Here is a 17248-nt window from a genome sequence, read left to right on the forward strand (position 1 = left end):
CCACGTGAGGCCGGTCGTCGACGGGGTTGCGTACCGGGACGCCGGACGCCTAGCCCGGAAGTTACGACATTCGTGCACGCTTGGTAACCCGTCCACCACGCGAAAGGCGGCGCTCGCCGAGGCGGGCGCCGCCGTTCATGCGCCAGGCCCGGCGCGGACCCTCGCTCCGATGAGCTGATCAGGGATTTTCCCCGCCACCGCCGCCGAATGGCGTTGACCGGGCAAAGGCATGTGGGTAGCTTCCGGATTCCACCCGCGTTGTGGTGGACGACTTTCCGCCCTCGCCCGCCGACCCCGAACCGGCGCCCCGCCACGGGACTGTGGGCAACAGCCCCAGGAGGTCCCCCGTGGGCTCGAAGCAGTCCCGCCGGATCACGGCGGTCCTCGGCAGCGCGGTCGCCGTGCTCGCCGTCGGCGGCGGCCTGTCCGCCGCGGGCGCCCAGGAACCGGCCGCCCCCACCGTGCACAGCGAGGTGGACCCCTCCGTCAAGGCCAAGGTGCAGGCCATGACGCTGGAGCAGAAGGTCGGCCAGCTGTTCACCACCTACGCCTACGGGCGCTCCGCCGACTCCCCGCACCCGGAGAACAAGGCCGAGTTCGGCGTGGACACCCCGGCTCAAGTGGTGCAGCGCTACCACCTGGGCGGGCTGATCCACTTCAACTGGACCGACAGCCTCCACGACCCGGAGCAGATCGCGGAGCACTCCAACGGCGTGCAGCGGGCCGCGCTGTCCTCCGGGGCCGAGGTGCCGCTGCTGATCTCCACCGATCAGGAGCAGGGCCAGGTGACCCGGATCGGGGAGCCCGCGACGCAGCTGCCCGGCAACATGGCGCTGGGCGCGGGCCGCAGTCCGCAGGACGCCGCGGCGTCCGCCCGGATCACCGGTGGGGAACTGCGCGCGATGGGGCTGAACCAGGACTTCGCGCCGAGCGGGGACGTGAACGTGAACCCGGCGAACCCGGTGATCGGGGTGCGCTCCTTCTCGTCCGATCCGGCGCTGGCCGCGCAGCTGTCGGCGGCGGCGGTGCGCGGCTACCAGGAACCGGGCGCGGAAGGCGTCTCCGCGGCGATCAAGCACTTCCCCGGCCACGGCGACACGAACCAGGACAGCCACACCTCGTTGCCGGTCATCGAGCACACCCGCGAGCAGTGGGAGCAGCTCGACGCGCCCCCGTTCCGCGAGGCGATCGCCGCGGGCGCCGACGTCGTGATGAGCGGGCACATCGTGGTGCCGAAGCTGGACGACTCGGGTGAGCCCTCGACGCTGTCGCCGACGGTGCTCACCGGGATGCTGCGGGACGAGCTGGGCTTCCGGGGCGTGATCTCCACCGATTCGCTGCAGATGGACGGGGTGCGCCAGCAGCACTCGGACGCGGAGATCCCGGTGCTGGCGCTGCAGGCGGGCGCCGATCAGCTGCTGATGCCGCAGAACCTGCCGGTGGCGATCGACGGCGTGCTGGGCGCGGTGCGCTCGGGCGCGTTGACCGAGGACCGCATCGACGCCAGCGTCGAGCGGATCTTGGAGATGAAGCGGGTGCGCGGCGTGCTCGACGCGCCGTTCGTCGACCCGGCGAAGGTGGACGAACTCGTCGGCAGCGCCGAGCACCGCGAACAGGCGCAGCGGATCACCGACCGCACGACGACGGTGCTGCGCAATGACGCGAACGAGCTGCCGCTGCGGGATCCGGGCCGAGTGCTGGTCACCGGCGCGGGGGACGAGGCGACCAAGTCGCTCGCCGAGCGGATCGGGGCGCGCGGGCCGCGGACGACCGCGCTGCCCACCGGCATGGCGCCGACGCCCGAGCAGATCGCGCAGGCCGTGGACGCGGCCAAGGGCCACGACACCGCCGTGGTGCTCACCAACGCGGCGTGGAACGAGGACAACGCACCGCAACGCGTGCTGGTGCGCGAGTTGCAGGCCTCCGGCGTGCGGGTGATCGCGGTCCCGGTGCGGGACCCGTACGACGCCGCCTACGTGGAGTCGGTGCCGACCTGGGTGGCGACGTACTCGGACAAGCCGGTGGCGATGGAGTCGCTGGCGCGGGTGCTGCTCGGCGAGATCGGCCCCACCGGGAGGCTGCCGGTGCCGGTGCCCGATCCGGACGCCCCCGGGACGGAGCGCTTCCCGTTCGGCCACGGATTGAGCTGGTGACCCGATGCCGCTGAACAGGCGGGGATTCCTGACGACGACCGCGCTGACCGCCCCGCTGCTGGGTGCGGGCACCGCGTGCGCGGCGGCGCCGGACGATCCGGCGACCGGGCCGGTGCGCACGGGCGCGGACGTGCTGGCCGCGGAGGGCTGGCAGCGGCTGGCCGGACGCAGGCTCGGGGTCGTCACCAACCCCACCGGGGTGCTGGCGTCGCTGGAGCACGTGGTGGACGCGATGCACGGCACCGAGGGGGTGGACATCGCGGCGGTGTTCGGCCCCGAGCACGGTTTCCGGGGAACGTCGCAGGCCGGCGGTTCGGAGGGCGACGTCACCGATCCGCGCACCGGCATCCCGGTGTACGACGCGTACGGCGCGGACGTGGCGACGCTGGCGGGCATGTTCCGCAAGGCCGGGGTGCAGCGGGTCGTGTTCGACATCGCCGACGTCGGCGCCCGCTTCTACACCTACATCTGGACGATGTACGAGGCGATGCGGGCGGCCTCCCAGGTCGGCGCGGAGTTCGTGGTGCTGGACCGGCCGAACCCGATCGGCGGGCACCAGGTGGCGGGCCCGGTCCTGGACCCGCGGTTCGCCTCCGGGGTGGGACTGCTGCCGATCGCGCAGCAGCACGGCATGACGATCGGCGAGCTGGCGAAGATGTTCGACGCCCAGTTCCTCGACGCACCGCTGGGCGACCGGTTGCAGGTGGTGCGGGTCGAGGGCTGGCGCGGTCGCGGCGCGCAGCCCGCGGTGCCGTGGGTGCCGCCGAGCCCGAACATGCCGACGCCGGACACCGCGATGGTGTACCCGGGAACCGGGTTGTTCGAGGGCACGGTGCTGTCCGAAGGCCGGGGCACGACGCGCCCCTTCGAGATCATCGGCGCTCCCGGCATCGACTGGCGGTGGGCCGAGGAGTTGAACGCCGCCGGGCTGGAGGGCGTTCGGTTCCGCGAGACCTACTTCGTACCGACGTTCTCCAAGCACGCGGAGGCGACCTGCGGCGGTGTGCAGCTGTACCGGCACGGCGAGCTCGACGCGGTGCGGGTCGCGATCACCATGCTGGTCTCGGTGAAGCGGCTGTACCCGCAGGTGTTCGGCTGGCGCCCGGACGGCATGTTCGACAAGTTGGCCGGTACCGACCGGGTTCGCACCATGATCGACGCGGGCGCGGGCGTGGACGAGATCGTCGGCTCGTGGAACGCCGAGCTGGCCGGGTTCCGCCGGTCGCGGACACGGTATTCGCTGTACCGGTGACGTTCGAGGGGTGAGGTCGTGATGCGCAGAACGCTGTCGGCGCTGGTCTTGGCATCGGTCGCCGCGGCCACCGCGAGTCCCGCGTGCGCTTCGGCACCGGAGGGCCCGGGAGGCCGGTTCGACCGCCCGCAGGAGGGCTTCGCGTCCTCGGACACCGTGCTGCGGCCCGGTTCCGCGCAGGAGGCGGGTCTCGACGCGAGGCCGATCGACGCGGCCATGCGGCGCATCGCGGCGTGGACGGAGGTGACTCCGGGGCGGCAGCACCCGATGTACGCGGGAGCGGTCGCGCTGCTGGCGCACGACGGCGTGGTGGTCCGCCAGGACGCGTTCGGCCGGGAGATCCGCTACGCCGACGGCCGGGGCACCGAACTGCCGCCGCAGCAGCAGGAGCCGATGCGCCCGGACACGATCTTCGACGTCGCCTCGATCACGAAGCTGTTCACCTCGATCGCCGCGTTGCAGCAGGTCGAGGACGGCGGGGTGGAGCTGGACGCACCGGTCGCACGGTACCTGTCGGAGTTCGGCGTCAACGGCAAGGAAGCGATCACCGTGCGCCAGCTGCTCACGCACACCTCCGGTCTGCAGGCCGAGGTGCAGCTGTGGAAGCTGCCGCCGCACGAGCGGATTCCGCACGTCATGAACCTGACGCCGCAGCACCCGCCGGGGTCGGGGTACGAGTACTCCGACCCGAACATGATCACGCTGGGCTTGCTGGTGGCGCGCGTGGCGGGTGAGCCGCTCGACGAGGTGGTGCGCCACCGCATCACCGAACCGCTGGGCATGGTCGACACGGGGTACAACCCGCCCGCGGACAAGCGGGACCGCATCGCGGCCACCGAGTTCCAGGCGGACCCGCCGCGCGGCATGGTCCGCGGCCAGGTGCACGACGAGAACGCGTGGTCGCTGGGCGGTGTCGCCGGGGAGGCGGGGATCTTCTCCACCGCGCACGACCTGGCGATCCTGGGGCAGGCGCTGCTCAACGGCGGCACCTACGGCGAGGCCGAGGTGCTCGACGAGGACTCGGTGGATCGGATGCTCACCGACTTCAACGGCGGTTTCCCCGGCAACTCGCACGGCTTGGGGTTCGAGCTGGACCAGCGCTGGTACATGGCCGGGCTCAGCAGTCCCCGGACCGCGGGGCACACGGGCTACACCGGGACGTCGCTGGTGCTGGACCCGCTGTCGCGTTCGGTGGTGGTGCTGCTGACGAACCGGGTGCACCCGTCGCGCGAGTGGGGTTCGAACAACGAGGCCCGGCAGGCGCTCGCGCAGGGCATGGCGGAGTCGCTGGCGGTGCGCCCGACGCGCGGTTCGCGGGAGTGGGCGGCTCCGGCGGCGGCGCCGGCGACGTTGACGACGCGCGAGCTGGGGCCGGTCGCCGGTCCCGCGGAGGTGACCTTCGATTCGTTCGTGGACACCCAGCGGGACGGCGACGGGGTCGACGCGCTCACCGTCGAGTCCAGCGCGGACGGCGGCAGGTCGTGGCGCCGCGTGCCGGTGACGGCGGCGGGCGCGGGTGCGCCGGACGGCCCGCAGCAGGAGCTGGCGGGGTCCGGGCACCGCGCGTGGTGGCAGGTGCGCGGCACGGTGGACGCGCAGCCGGGGCAGCGGGTGCAGCTGCGCTGGCGCTACTCCCCGGACGACCAGTACGTCGGGCGCGGAGTGCTGCTGGACGGCATCTCCGTCGCCGACCAGCGGCGCACGCTGCTCGACGGCGAGCGCGAACCCGGTGGACTCGTCGCCCAGGGCTGGCGGCAGGTGGACCGCTGACGCCGCTTTCCCGAACGGGGGAACCGCGCCGCGACGCGGAATAGCCGTCGCGAGCGCGGTGTCGTTCCTGGTGTTCGCAGTCGAGCGTCGGGAGGCAGTGCCATGTCCGTGATTCCCCGGGAACTGGAAGAGATCCTCGGCAAGCGCGCCTTCGCGCACGTCGCCACGCTCGGTCCGCGCGGCGAGCCGCAGTCCAGCCCGGTGTGGATCGACTGGGACGGCACGTACCTGAAGTTCAGCCAGACCACGACCCGGCAGAAGTTCCGGAACCTGCAACGGGATCCGCGCATCGCGCTGTCCGCGCACGACCCGGACGACCCGTACCGCTACGTCGAGATCCGCGGCCGGGTCGTCGGAGCGGAACCGGATCCGGAGAACGCGTTCATCAACAAGATGGCGAAGAAGTACACCGGCGAGGACGTCTACCAGTGGGGGCAGCCCGGAGATGAGCGCGTGGTCGTGCTGGTCGAACCGGAGCACGTACCGGGCTGACGGTCAGTTGGATTCCGGACTGGGCAGGTGCGGGCCGAGGTAGCCGATGTGGACGGCGGCGGTGGGGCCGCGGGTGTCGTCGAAGTAGTGCAGCCGGGGCGCGACGCCGCCACTGCGGTCGATCTTGACGTGGGCGCCGAAGAACGCGTGACCGGAGGCGTCGACCTCGGGCGGCACCGGGAAGGTGCGGGCGTTGCGGAACCGCGGGGTGTTGACCACCATCTCGGTCTCCCCCGAGGCGACGGAGGTCGCGCTGATCCCCCGCTCGCCCCCGTGCACCCGCACGTAGTGCGCGAAGCCGCGCAGGTCGAGACGGCCGTGATCAGTGGCGGCGGCCCGGTCACGCGCGTAGGAGTCCAGCAGGACCAGCACGTTCCAGGTGCGCCGCAACCACTGCGCGCTGCGGCGGTGTCCGTCCAGTTCGGACGGTTCGACCTGGGGGCCGACGCGCAGCGCGGGCAGGTCGCGGCGGACGGCGGTGAGCAGATCGGCGAAGTCCGCGGGGTCGGGTGCCCCGGTCGGCGGGGCGTCGCCGGGGTCCCCGTCCTCGACGGAACTCCCGCCGTCGCTGGAAGTTCCGCCCGCACCGGGGTCCTCGTCCGCGACGCGTTCCCGCTCGGCGATCCGGTGGCGCAGCCGGAGCAGCTCGTCCTCGACGTCGTCCAGCTCGGCCGCGTACAGCTCCGCCTCAAGTTCGGCGTCGCGCGCCGCCCGCCACGCCGCCGGGACCGAACCGGACCGCAACGCCTCGTCCGCCTCGTCGCGTTCCCGGCGCAACCGGACCGCCAGCTCCGCCAGCCGCCGCCGGGAACGCTGTGCGCGCTGCTCCCGCCCCCGCAGCCGTTGCGCGCGGGCACGCCGTTCGGCGAGCGCTTCGGCGGCGGAATCCGCCTGGTCGCGGGCGACGTCCTCCTGCTCGGCGGCGGCGCTGAGCCGGTTGCGCAGCACCCGCGCACCGCCGTCGTCCGCGGCGGGCAGCCAGTGCAGCATCCCGCCGCGGGCGTCCGCGGTGACGCGCCGGTCGTGCATCGGATCGAACAGCAGCGCCTGCCACGCCTCACCGGTCATGCGGATGGCGCCGCCCGCGCGCCACGTGCTCACCCGCAGCACCGCGTCCACCAGTTTCCGCCAGTCACCGGGCCGGGCGAACCGGTCCTGCGGGATCACCGGATCCGGTTCGTGCGCCACCCACCACGGCGGCAGGTACAGGCGCGCGGCGCGGGCCGGGATGCGGCGGTCCGCGGGCAGCAAGGCGTTCACCCGGTCGCGGACGGAATCGTCGGCGGGCAGCAGCCCGCACAGTCCGCGGGTGGCGTTGCGGAAGCGCACCAGCTCCGAGGGCAGCGACCGGCCGAAGTCGTCGTTGTAGACGAGCACCGGCGAGTCCCGCATGCCCTCGGCGAACGTGTGCACCAGGAACTCGACGTCGTCCAAGCCCACCAGCGGGTTCTGCTCGGTCAGCGAGTACACCCCGCGTGAATCCCGCAGCCCGCCTTCGAGCAGGCCCAGCTTCTGCACCGGGGTGACCTGGTCCCTGATCGACCAGGGCCGGGCGGCCTCCGCGTACACCCAGAACGCGTTCCCGCCGTCCGCGCCGCGGGACACCACGAGCGACGCGCGCACCGCGGCGGAGCCCTGCCCCCAGCTCACCCGCCAGCGCCGCGGCAGGTCACCGCCGGGTTCGCGACCCGCGTCGATCAGCCGCAGCTCCCCGGATTCGTGCGACCGGACGAGCCACCGCTCGGCGTCGCGCAGCGAAGCGTCGGCGTGCCCCGCCGCGCAGAACGCGGTGCGGCGCAGCGGTGCCGGACCACCGGCGTCCCCGTTCACGGCGCACCGGCCGCGAGTTCGGGTCCGACGTGGCCGACGTGCACCACGCCGGTGGGCCCGGCGGTGTCGTCCAGGTAGTGCAGCACGCACCGCGGATCACCGGCGTGGTCCAGCCGCGCGAACTCGGGGAACGGCGCCCACCCGGACGGATCGACTTCGGACGGCACCCGGAAGGTGACGGCGGCGTGCTCGACCGGCGACGGCACCCCCGGCGCGATCCCTTCGGCGCGCAACCGCTCGGCGAGCGAAGGGCCGGGTGCGGCGGCGTGCGCGGCGAGCAGGTCGAGCACCTGCCGGCACCGCCGCGCCCGCGCGTCGTCGAGGCGCTCGATCTCCGCGCCGACCCCCGGGCCGAAGCGCACCCCGGCGGGTTCCACCGGCCGGATCGGCTCGGGCACCGCGGCGCGTCCGAGCGCGGTGTGCGACCGATCCTCCGCGCCCCGCAACCGTTCCAGCTCCTGCTCCCGGTCGGCCAGCCGCCGCGCAGCGGCCCGCGCCGAGCGCACCGCCGCGTCCTGCCTGCCGCGAGCGACGCCGAGGGAGGTGCCCGCGAGCCGTTCTCGCGCGACGTCGCGTTCGGCGCGCAGCCGCAGTGCGGCGCTCGCCAGCCTGCGCCGGGACCGCTCCAGCCCGGCGAGCCTGGCGGTGGCCTGGTCGATCTCCGCGTTCAGCCCGCTCACCGCGTCCGCGCGCCGGGCCGCGGCCTCCTTCGATTCCGCTTGCCGCGCACCGGCTCCCTGGATGCGCTGGCGCAGGTCGGACTTGTCCGCGCCACCGGCGACCGCGAACCACCGCTCCCCCGGCCCGGCCGGGGTGTCGGCGACCCGCTCGTCGTGCCAGGCGGTGGTGAACAGCATCGACCACAGTTCGGCGTCCGCCGTGCCGGTCTCCCTGCGCCGCGACACCCGCAGCGCGAGGTCGACCGCCTCCGGCCACGCCCCGGCGCCTTCGGCGTCCACTTCGGACATCCGGGGGTCGTCGCGCTCGGCGGACCAGGCGCTCGGGAGGAACAACCTGCCGCCACGCCACGGGATCCGCAGCCGCTCCGGCAGTTCCGCGGCGAGCCGCCGCGCCACGGCGTCGCCGATGAACACCATCGACGCGCAGCCCATCGTCGCCTTCCGGAACTCCGCCGACCGGCGCGGCACCACCAGCGGGCTCCCCGGTTCCCGGTCGACGTGGCGCACCAGCACCGCCGTCTCCCCGCGCCGATCCCGCGTGGCCGCGAGCAATCCCGCCACGTCCTCCGGGTCGTCGCGCAGCGTGGAACCGGTGACGGCGAGACCGCTGCGCGGATCGGCCAGGGGGAACCGCGCCAGACCTGCCCGGATCAGCGGCGACGGCACGCCGTGCCCCCATCCGGCGGGACAGCGGGCGGCGAACCACAACCGCACCTGCTCGTCCCGCGCGAGCAGCACCAGCACCGCCGAGACCGGGTCGCCGTCGCGCTGCCACGTCATCCGGTGGCGCAGCGGGGCCGCCGGGTCCGCGGGGTCCAGCGCACCGCGGTCGTAGAGCCGCAGGGCACCGGCCTCGTGCTGCTGGAGCAGGAACTCGGCGTGCTCGGCGACGGACGTCGAGACCGACCCGGTCGCGCAGAACAACTCGGAGCCGAGGTCCGCTGGCCCGCTCATGTCACCCCGCTTCGCACCGTCGGCGCCTCTGCGCAGGGTAGCGAATCCGCGGTGCAACCCGGCGGGCGCCGAACACCGTCCCCCCGATGACAGGGCTCCACGCGCCCAAACCGGCAAGATCCCGAACATCACGGAGATACCCGCATTGACCTGCGCAGATCGACGTTAGTAAGTTTCCCACATGGCCATTGACGACGCCCCCGCCGAAGCCGGTGCGACCAGCCCCCTGGTCCGCATCCGCTCCCTGCTCCCCGGTCTGGCCAAAGCCGAGCAGCGGGTGGCCAACATCGTGCTGTCCGCGCCCGCCTCCATCGCGCGGCGCAGCATCACCGACGTGGCCGAGGCCGCCGGCACCAGCGAGACCACCGTGACCCGGTTCTGCAAGGCCATCGGCGTCGGCGGCTACCCGGACCTGCGCATCGCCCTCGCCGCCGACACCGCGCGCACCTCCAGCCGGGACCGCGACCTGGGCGGTGACATCGAGCCGGACGACCGGCTGGACCAGATCATCGACAAGGTCGCCTACGCCGACGCGAAAGCGGTGGAGGAGACCGCGGGCCAGCTCGACGCGGACGCCCTGTCCGCGGTGGTCGACGCCGTCGCGCAGGCCCGCCGCATCGACGTCTACGGCGTCGGCGCCAGCGCCTTCGTCGCCCTCGACCTGCAGCAGAAGCTGCACCGCATCGGCTTGACCTGCTTCGCCTGGTCGGACACGCACGCGGCGTTGACCTCGGCGGCGCTGCTGCGCGACGGCGACGTGGCGCTCGGCATCTCGCACACCGGCGCCACCACCGAGACCATCGAGGCGCTGCGCGAAGCGGGCCACCGCGGCGCGGTCACGGCGGCGCTCACCAACTTCAGCCGCTCCCCCATCACCGAGATCGCCGACCACGTGCTCACCACGGCGGTGCGCGAGACGACCTACCGTTCCGGGGCGATGGCCAGCCGCATCGGCCAGCTCACCGTGATCGACTGCCTGTTCATCGGCGTGGCGCAACGACGGATCGACGACACGAAGGCAGCGCTGGAAGTCACCTACGAGGCGGTCGGCGCGCACCGGCTCGGTGCCCGCCCCGATCGCCGCAGGCACAAGGAGGACGGTCGATGAGCCGCAACACACCGGCGGACGAGCCCGCCGTGCGAGTGAACGCGCCGACGGAGCGCACCAACGACCGGACCAGGGACATCGACCTGCTGCCGACGCTGGACATCCTGCAGGTGCTCAACGCCGAGGACCGCACCGTGCCGGAGGCCGTGGGCCGGGCGCTGCCCGAACTGGCGCGGGCGGTGGACATGGCCGTCACCGCGCTGCGCGGCGGCGGGCGGGTGCACTACGTCGGCGCGGGCACCTCGGGGCGGCTCGCGGTGCTCGACGCGGCGGAGCTCATCCCCACCTACAACGTGCCCGCGGACTGGGTCGTGGCGCACCAGGCCGGTGGCAGCGGCGCGTTCCAGAAGCCGGTGGAGAACGCCGAGGACGACACCGAATCGGGCGCGGCGGCGATGCGCTCGGCGGTGACGAGCTCGGACTTCGTGCTCGGGCTGACCGCGTCCGGCCGCACGCCGTACGTGCTGGGCGCGTTGCGCGCGGCCCGCGAGATCGGGGCGGGCACGGCGTTGATGTCGGCCAATCCCGAATCGGCCGCCGACGCCCCCGCCGACCTGGCGATCGCGGTGGACACCGGCCCCGAACCCATCGCGGGATCCACCCGGATGAAGGCGGGCACCGCGCAGAAACTGGTGCTCACGTCGTTCTCCACGGCCGTGATGGTCCGGATGGGACGTACCTACTCCAACCTGATGGTCAGCCTGCTCGCGACGAACGCGAAGCTGCGCGGACGCACCGTGGGCATCCTGCGGGAGGCCACGAACGCCTCCGAGGACGACTGCGCGGACGCGCTCGGCGCCGCGGGCGGCGACCTCAAGACCGCGCTGGTGCACCTGCTCACCGGCGCCGACGTGGAACGCGCCGCCGCCGCCCTCGCGGTCTCCGACGGCCAGGTCCGCGAAGCCCTCCGCTCCCTGTCCGGCTGAAGATCCAGCGTGGGTCAGGACATTCCGGTGGCGACGTGGCTGAAGGCTTCGAGCAGGCGGTCCCAGAAGCGCTCGGTGTCGAGGACCGTCGCCACCTCGGCGTTGTGCCGCGCGGCCGGGGCGGCGAAGTCCGTGACGGTCATGCCCGAGGTGAACCGGCCGTGGATCTCCACGTCGACCCGCGCGGGCACCGTGGTGAACAGGCCCGGATCGAGCGCGTAGGCGACCGCGCAGGCGTCGTGCACCGCCGGTCCGTGCTCCCGGTAGTGCGGGTGCCGCCCGTAGAAGTCCAAGATCGGCGAGAGCAGCTCCGACTCCAACCGGCCCAGCACGGCGAACCGGTCGCGCACGTCGGCGGTGGCGCGGGCCTGGGCGGTCAGGTCGAGGCCGATCATCGTGGTGCGCCAGCCCGCGTCGAACACGACCGCGGCGGCCTCGGGGTCGGCGAGGACGTTGAACTCCGCGGCCGGGGTGCGGTTGCCGCGCGTGTACGAGCCGCCCATGATCACGAACTCGCGCGCCCACTCGACTATCCGGGGTTCCTTGCGCACCGCCAGCGCGATGTTCGTCAGCGGCCCCACCGCGAGCAGGCTGATCTGCCCGGGCGCGGCGGCCAGCTCGTCGATGAGGAAGTCGACCGCGTGCCGGTCGACCACCGGGGTCGCGGCGGCGGGCAGCACGACGCCGCCGAGCCCGTTGCCGCCGTGCACCTGGTCGGCGAGCACGCCCTCCCGCACCAGCGGCCGGTCGGCGCCCGCCGCGATCGGCACGTCCATGCCGTAGAACTCGGCGAGGCACCGCGCGTTGTTCGTGGTGTGCGCCAGGCCCACGTTGCCCGCGACGGTGGTGAGCCCGACGAGTTCGAGCTCCGGGCGGCCGTGCGCGAACGCGATGGCCAGCGCGTCGTCGATACCCGGATCGCAGTCGATCAGGACTTTCTTGGGCACGTCCGCTCCTCGGCGTTTCCAGCACGATGCGCGCGGCGCAGCTCCCGGCTGCGCCGCCGCTGACGACACGACGATCGGGGAAGCGCCCTGCGCGGGCTCCTCGCACCGACCTCGGATCAGGCTTCGACGGCGTCGGCGATGGACTTCGCCTCGCGCGCGCCGGTCTCCAGCGCCGTGCAGCAGTGCACGATCCACCGCGCGACCCCGTCGGGTTCGCCGGTGGCGAACGCCGCCGCCGCGGCCTCGTAGTCGGCCTGCCGCCGGAAGTACGCGACCTCCGGGACGACCAGGCCCTTCGGGTCGAGTCCGCTGCCGATCACGCTGAGCCGCGCGGCGGCCCGCGCCACGATGCCGTCGACCTCGCCGAACGGGGCCAGCGCGAGCAGCTCTCCGTGCACGACGGCCGCCTGCACGGGGCCCGGCACGACGCCTTGGGATTTGCCGCCCGCGTCCGCGACCACCTGGGAGAGCAGGTCGAGCCTGCCCGACACGGCCTCGTCGGCCCGCGGCCTGCCCAGCCGCTCCGGGTCACCGGGGAGGTCCGCGGCGGCCAGCACGTGCAGCCGCGCCAGCGCCTGCAGCGGCGCGCGCTGCCAGGTGGGCAGCAACGGCCCCAGCGCCTCCGCCACGCGCAGCGCGCCCGCCAGCAGCGGGTCGCTGACCTCGCCGCTGTCCGGGATCTCGGTGGCGCCACCGGCGACGGCGGCCGAGGCGCGCGCGGCTCGCACCGAGGCCTCGGCGCTGGTCGCGGGCCAGCCGCGGCGGTTCGCCGGGTGCCGGTGGATCTCGTCGATCGCCGTCCGCGCGGCGGCGACCGCGTCGGTGACACCGGGCAGCTCCAGCAGCGGGAGCAACGACTCTTGGGCACTCACGGGGCTGGACGCTACCTGCCGGTCGGTGCGGCGAGCGGACAACCCGTGTTCGGACGGCGCTCGACCCCTCGTCACGGCGGGTCGCCCGATCGTTTGGCAACTCGATTGCAACGTTTTCGGCTTGAGACTGACTCCCTGGTGCGGGGCTCGGGGGAACACCTCCTCCGGCCGAATTGGTCCACACCGATTTTTCCGGCTCTGTCGGAGTGAGCCCCATCGCATTACGGTCTAGAAGACATCAGCCGTCCGCCAGCAGGGAGGTTCCCCGCAATGAGCCAGCCCGACGGGCCGAGCAAGACCCTGGACAACCTGCTCACCGAGAGCAGGACGTTCCCGCCGCCGGCGGAGTTCGCCGCATCGGCCAACGCAACGTCGGAGATGTACGACAGGGCGGCGGCCGACCGGGAGGGGTTCTGGGCCGACCAAGCCGAACACCTGCACTGGGACACCAAGTGGGAGCAGGTCCTCGACTGGTCCGACGCGCCGTTCGCGAAGTGGTTCGTCGGCGGCAAGCTCAACGTCGCCTACAACTGCGTGGACCGCCACGTCGACGACGGCAACGGCGACCGGGTCGCGATCCACTGGGAAGGCGAGCCCGGCGACAGCCGCGAGATCACCTACGCCGAGCTGCAGCGCGAAGTCAGCCGCACCGCGAACGCGCTCGCCTCGCTCGGCGTCGGCGCCGGCGACCGCGTCGCCATCTACCTGCCGATGCTGCCCGAAGCCGTGTTCTCGATGCTCGCCTGCGCGCGCCTCGGCGCGCTGCACAGCGTCGTGTTCGGCGGCTTCTCCTCGGAAGCGCTGCGCGCCCGGATCAACGACGCCGAGGCGAAGGTCGTCATCACCTGCGACGGCCAGTACCGCCGCGGCAAGGCCGCGCCGCTGAAGGCCAACGTCGACGAGGCCGTGCAGCACACCCCGAGCGTCGAGCACGTGCTCGTGGTCAAGCGCACCGCCACCGACGTGCAGTGGAACGAGCGGGACAAGTGGTGGCACGACGTCGTCGAGCCGCAGTCCGACCAGCACACCCCGGAGGTGTTCGACTCCGAGCACCCGCTGTTCATCCTCTACACCTCCGGCACCACCGGGAGCCCGAAGGGCATCCTGCACACCTCCGGCGGCTACCTCACCCAGGCCGCCTACACGCACCGCAACGTCTTCGACCTGAAGCCGGAGTCGGACGTGTACTGGTGCACCGCCGACATCGGCTGGGTCACCGGGCACACCTACATCGTGTACGGGCCGCTGGCCAACGGGTCGTCGCAGGTCATCTACGAGGGAACGCCGAACAGCCCGCACGAGGGCAGGCACTGGGAGATCGTGCAGAAGTACGGCGTGACGCTGTACTACACGGCGCCGACGACGATCCGCACGTTCATGAAGTGGGGCGCGGAGATCCCGGCGAAGTACGACCTGTCCTCGCTGCGCGTGCTCGGCTCCGTCGGCGAACCGATCAACCCCGAGGCCTGGATCTGGTACCGGGACAACATCGGCGGCGGCAAGGCCCCGATCGTGGACACCTGGTGGCAGACCGAGACCGGGGCGATCATGATCTCGCCGCTGCCCGGCGTCACCGCGACCAAGCCCGGTTCGGCGCAGGTCGCGCTGCCGGGCATCTCCGCGAAGGTCGTCGACGAGACCGGTGAGGACGTCGGCCCCGGCGGGGGCGGACTGCTGGTCCTGGACAAGCCGTGGCCGGCGATGCTGCGCGGCATCTGGGGCGACGATCAGCGCTTCAAGGACACCTACTGGTCGAAGTTCGCCGACCTCGGGTACTACTTCGCCGGTGACGGCGCGAAGTACGACGAGGACGGCGACGTGTGGCTGCTGGGCCGGGTGGACGACGTCATGAACGTCTCCGGGCACCGCATCTCCACCACCGAGGTCGAATCGGCGCTGGTGTCGCACCCGACGGTCGCGGAGGCCGCGGTCGTCGGCGCGAGCGACCCGACCACCGGGCAGGGCATCGTCGCGTTCGTGATCCTGCGCGGCAACGCCGCCGACGGCTCGGGCGGGGAGGCGGCGCTGAAGGCGCTGCGCGACCACGTGTCGCACGAGATCGGCCCGATCGCGAAGCCGCGGCAGATCATGGTCGTGCAGGAGCTGCCGAAGACGCGCTCCGGCAAGATCATGCGCAGGCTGCTGCGGGACGTCGCGGAGAACCGCGAGGTCGGCGACGTCTCGACGCTGGCGGACTCCTCGGTCATGGACCTCATCTCGAAGGGCCTGAACAAGTCCTCCGACGAGTGACATCGCACCGCGCTGAGAAGGCCCGGTCTCCTGCGCGGGACCGGGCCTTCTCGCGCGCGTCGCCGCCTCCCCGTGAAGCATCGAGATGTTCGACACGGCGGTGGGCCGCGCCGTGGCTGTTAGGGTCGCTCGCAGGGTGTGCCGGGAAGTCTGGTCGGCGAGGCGTCAACGTGCTCGCGACCGGAAGGCTTACCGATGACCGAACCCGAATCCGAATCCGCCCCCGACGGCGCGCGCTCCAAGGTCTTCGACTTCGCCGAGTACCTGCGCACCGAAACCGTCGGCGGCATGGTCCTGCTGGTCGCGACGGCCCTCGCGCTGATCGCGGCGAACTCCCCGGTCAGCGGCCTCTACGAAGGCGTGCGGGACTTCTCCGTCGGACCGCACGCGCTGCACCTCGACCTCACCGTCGGCGAATGGGTCAAGGACGGGCTGCTGGCGATCTTCTTCTTCGTCGCCGGGCTGGAGCTCAAGCGGGAACTCGTCGTCGGGGAACTCGCCGACCGCAAGACCGCGACGCTGCCCGTGCTGGCCGCGTTCGGCGGCATGGTCGTGCCCGCCGCGATGGCCTTCGCCATCGGGTACGGCGCCCCGGGCGCCGGCCAGGCGTGGGCGATCCCGGTGGCGACCGACATCGCGTTCGCGCTGGGCGTGCTGTCGCTGACCGGATCGGGGATGCCGACCGCGGCACGGGTGTTCCTGCTCAGCCTCGCCGTCGTCGACGACCTCGGCGCCATCATCGTCATCGCCGTGCTGTTCACCGACGGGCTGAGCGTGCTCGCGCTGCTCGCGGCGGTCGTGCTCTGCGCCGCCTACTGGTTCGCGCAGCGCAAGCGGATCACCACCCCGTACCTCTACCTGCCGCTGGCGCTGGCCACCTGGGTCGCGGTGCACAGCAGCGGCATCCACGCCACCATCGCCGGGGTCGCGCTCGGGCTGCTGACCAGGGTGCGGACCGATCCGGACGAGACCGCCTCGCCGTCGATGCGGCTCGAACACCGGCTGCAGCCCTGGTCGGCCGGGCTGATCGTGCCGGTGTTCGCGTTCTTCGCCGCCGGGGTGCCGGTGAACGGCGAAGCGCTCGGCGCGCTGTTCCACGACCGCATCCCGATCGCCGTGATGGCCGGGTTGTTCTTCGGCAAGTTCCTCGGCATCTTCGGCACCTCCTACCTGGCGGTGAAGCTCGGGCTCGGTTCGCGGCCCGCCGGAGTCACCTGGCGGGACCTGTCGGCGCTGGCGATGCTCGGCGGCGTCGGCTTCACCGTGAGCCTGCTCATCGCCGAGCTGTCACTGGCCGGGGACGCGGCCGAGCGGGCCAAGACGGCGGTGCTCATCGCCTCCGCGCTCGCCTCGCTCGTCGCCTCCGCGATGCTGCTGCGGCGCGGTCGGCGGGCCGCCCGTGAGCGGAACTGAGCGGTCTCGGAGATCACTCACCGATAACACCCGAGGAGTCTCACTCGGTCACCGTTCGGGGGGCGTGGCACGATGGCGGGCGTGAACAGCGCCCAGAAGAACCAGCAAGGCAGCAGCGACGGCGCAGCCTGGTCGGCCGTCACGTCCCTCCCGCTGTCCGAAGAGGGCACTGGCGCGGGCAGCGAGCAGTCGATCGGCGCCCTCGTGCGCGACGCGACCGCGCACCTGTCGACGCTGGTCCGCGCGGAGATCGAACTGGCGAAGGCCGAAGTCACCGGTGAGGTCAAGAAGGGCGTCAAAGGCAGCGTCTTCTTCGTCCTCGCGCTGGCCGTGCTCGGCTTCAGCATGTTCTTCCTCTTCTTCACGCTCGCCGAAGGCCTCAACGCGCTCGGCATCTGGCGCTGGGCCTCCTTCGGGATCGTGTTCCTGCTGATGCTGCTCGTGGCCGGTCTGTTCGGACTGCTCGGCTACCTGCGAGTGCGCAAGATCCGAGCGCCGAAGCGCACCATCGCGACGCTCAAGGACACCAAGCAGCTCACCAAGCGCCGCGGGCAGGACTCGGCCCACGAGGCCATCACGAGCTAGCGCGAACCGGGACGTC

The 17248-nt window shown here is 72.7% G+C and carries 13 protein-coding genes; 9 read left to right on the forward strand and 4 right to left on the reverse strand.

Going from position 1 to position 17248, the window contains the following annotated elements; translation table 11 throughout:
• The first annotated feature begins 347 nt into the window (after positions 1-347).
• The 4 genes from BJ969_RS26820 to BJ969_RS26835 all read left to right on the forward strand — a co-directional run bounded on the left by BJ969_RS26820 (position 348) and on the right by BJ969_RS26835 (position 5667).
• Complete coding sequence (locus tag BJ969_RS26820; RefSeq protein ID WP_343071609.1) at positions 348-2153, forward strand: glycoside hydrolase family 3 protein; 1806 nt, start codon at positions 348-350, stop codon at positions 2151-2153.
• A gap of 4 nt (positions 2154-2157) precedes the next feature.
• Positions 2158-3405, forward strand: a complete 1248-nt coding sequence (locus BJ969_RS26825) for an exo-beta-N-acetylmuramidase NamZ family protein (protein WP_184483588.1) — start codon at positions 2158-2160, stop codon at positions 3403-3405.
• Positions 3406-3426: 21 nt separating this feature from the next.
• A complete protein-coding gene (locus BJ969_RS26830) occupies positions 3427-5175 on the forward strand; it encodes a serine hydrolase domain-containing protein (RefSeq protein WP_184483590.1) in 1749 nt (582 codons plus the stop codon).
• A 102-nt stretch (positions 5176-5277) separates the two neighbouring features.
• Positions 5278-5667 (forward strand): PPOX class F420-dependent oxidoreductase, encoded by a 390-nt coding sequence (locus BJ969_RS26835; protein WP_184483592.1) that lies wholly within the window; start codon positions 5278-5280, stop codon positions 5665-5667.
• Positions 5668-5670: 3 nt separating this feature from the next.
• Here BJ969_RS26835 and BJ969_RS26840 read toward each other — a convergent pair whose 3' ends face one another.
• Together BJ969_RS26840 and BJ969_RS26845 are read right to left on the reverse strand one after the other, a co-directional pair.
• Positions 5671-7497, reverse strand: coding sequence for a hypothetical protein (locus BJ969_RS26840; protein ID WP_184483594.1), 1827 nt, complete (start codon positions 7495-7497; stop codon positions 5671-5673).
• Positions 7494-9131, reverse strand: coding sequence for a hypothetical protein (locus BJ969_RS26845; RefSeq protein ID WP_184483596.1), 1638 nt, complete (start codon positions 9129-9131; stop codon positions 7494-7496). Before BJ969_RS26845 ends, BJ969_RS26840 begins: the two co-directional genes overlap by 4 nt.
• Positions 9132-9312: 181 nt before the next feature.
• On the opposite strand from BJ969_RS26845, the gene BJ969_RS26850 reads away from it, so the two are divergent.
• Positions 9313-10239, forward strand: coding sequence for a MurR/RpiR family transcriptional regulator (locus BJ969_RS26850; protein WP_184483598.1), 927 nt, complete (start codon positions 9313-9315; stop codon positions 10237-10239).
• The gene (murQ, locus tag BJ969_RS26855; protein WP_184483600.1) at positions 10236-11165 is read left to right on the forward strand and encodes an N-acetylmuramic acid 6-phosphate etherase; all 930 of its coding nucleotides are present in this window, start codon (positions 10236-10238) and stop codon (positions 11163-11165) included. The genes BJ969_RS26850 and murQ overlap by 4 nt, the downstream gene beginning before the upstream one ends.
• A gap of 14 nt (positions 11166-11179) precedes the next feature.
• Here murQ and BJ969_RS26860 read toward each other — a convergent pair whose 3' ends face one another.
• Both BJ969_RS26860 and BJ969_RS26865 read right to left on the reverse strand, forming a co-directional pair.
• Positions 11180-12112 (reverse strand): nucleoside hydrolase, encoded by a 933-nt coding sequence (locus BJ969_RS26860; protein WP_184483602.1) that lies wholly within the window; start codon positions 12110-12112, stop codon positions 11180-11182.
• A gap of 116 nt (positions 12113-12228) precedes the next feature.
• Positions 12229-12984: a Fic family protein gene (locus BJ969_RS26865; protein WP_184483604.1), complete on the reverse strand. Its 756-nt coding sequence runs from the start codon at positions 12982-12984 to the stop codon at positions 12229-12231.
• A gap of 270 nt (positions 12985-13254) precedes the next feature.
• Here BJ969_RS26865 and acs point away from each other — a divergent pair, with 270 nt between their 5' ends.
• From acs to BJ969_RS26880, 3 genes are all read left to right on the forward strand, one after another.
• On the forward strand, positions 13255-15234 hold the full coding sequence (acs, locus tag BJ969_RS26870) for an acetate--CoA ligase (protein ID WP_184483606.1): 1980 nt from the start codon (positions 13255-13257) through the stop codon (positions 15232-15234).
• A gap of 195 nt (positions 15235-15429) precedes the next feature.
• Positions 15430-16647 (forward strand): Na+/H+ antiporter NhaA, encoded by a 1218-nt coding sequence (gene nhaA, locus BJ969_RS26875; RefSeq protein ID WP_184483608.1) that lies wholly within the window; start codon positions 15430-15432, stop codon positions 16645-16647.
• A 72-nt stretch (positions 16648-16719) separates the two neighbouring features.
• A complete protein-coding gene (locus BJ969_RS26880; protein WP_184483610.1) occupies positions 16720-17232 on the forward strand; it encodes a phage holin family protein in 513 nt (170 codons plus the stop codon).
• Positions 17233-17248: the final 16 nt, after the last annotated feature.

Source organism: Saccharopolyspora gloriosae (assembly GCF_014203325.1).
Taxonomy (GTDB): Bacteria; Actinomycetota; Actinomycetes; order Mycobacteriales; family Pseudonocardiaceae; genus Saccharopolyspora_C; species Saccharopolyspora_C gloriosae.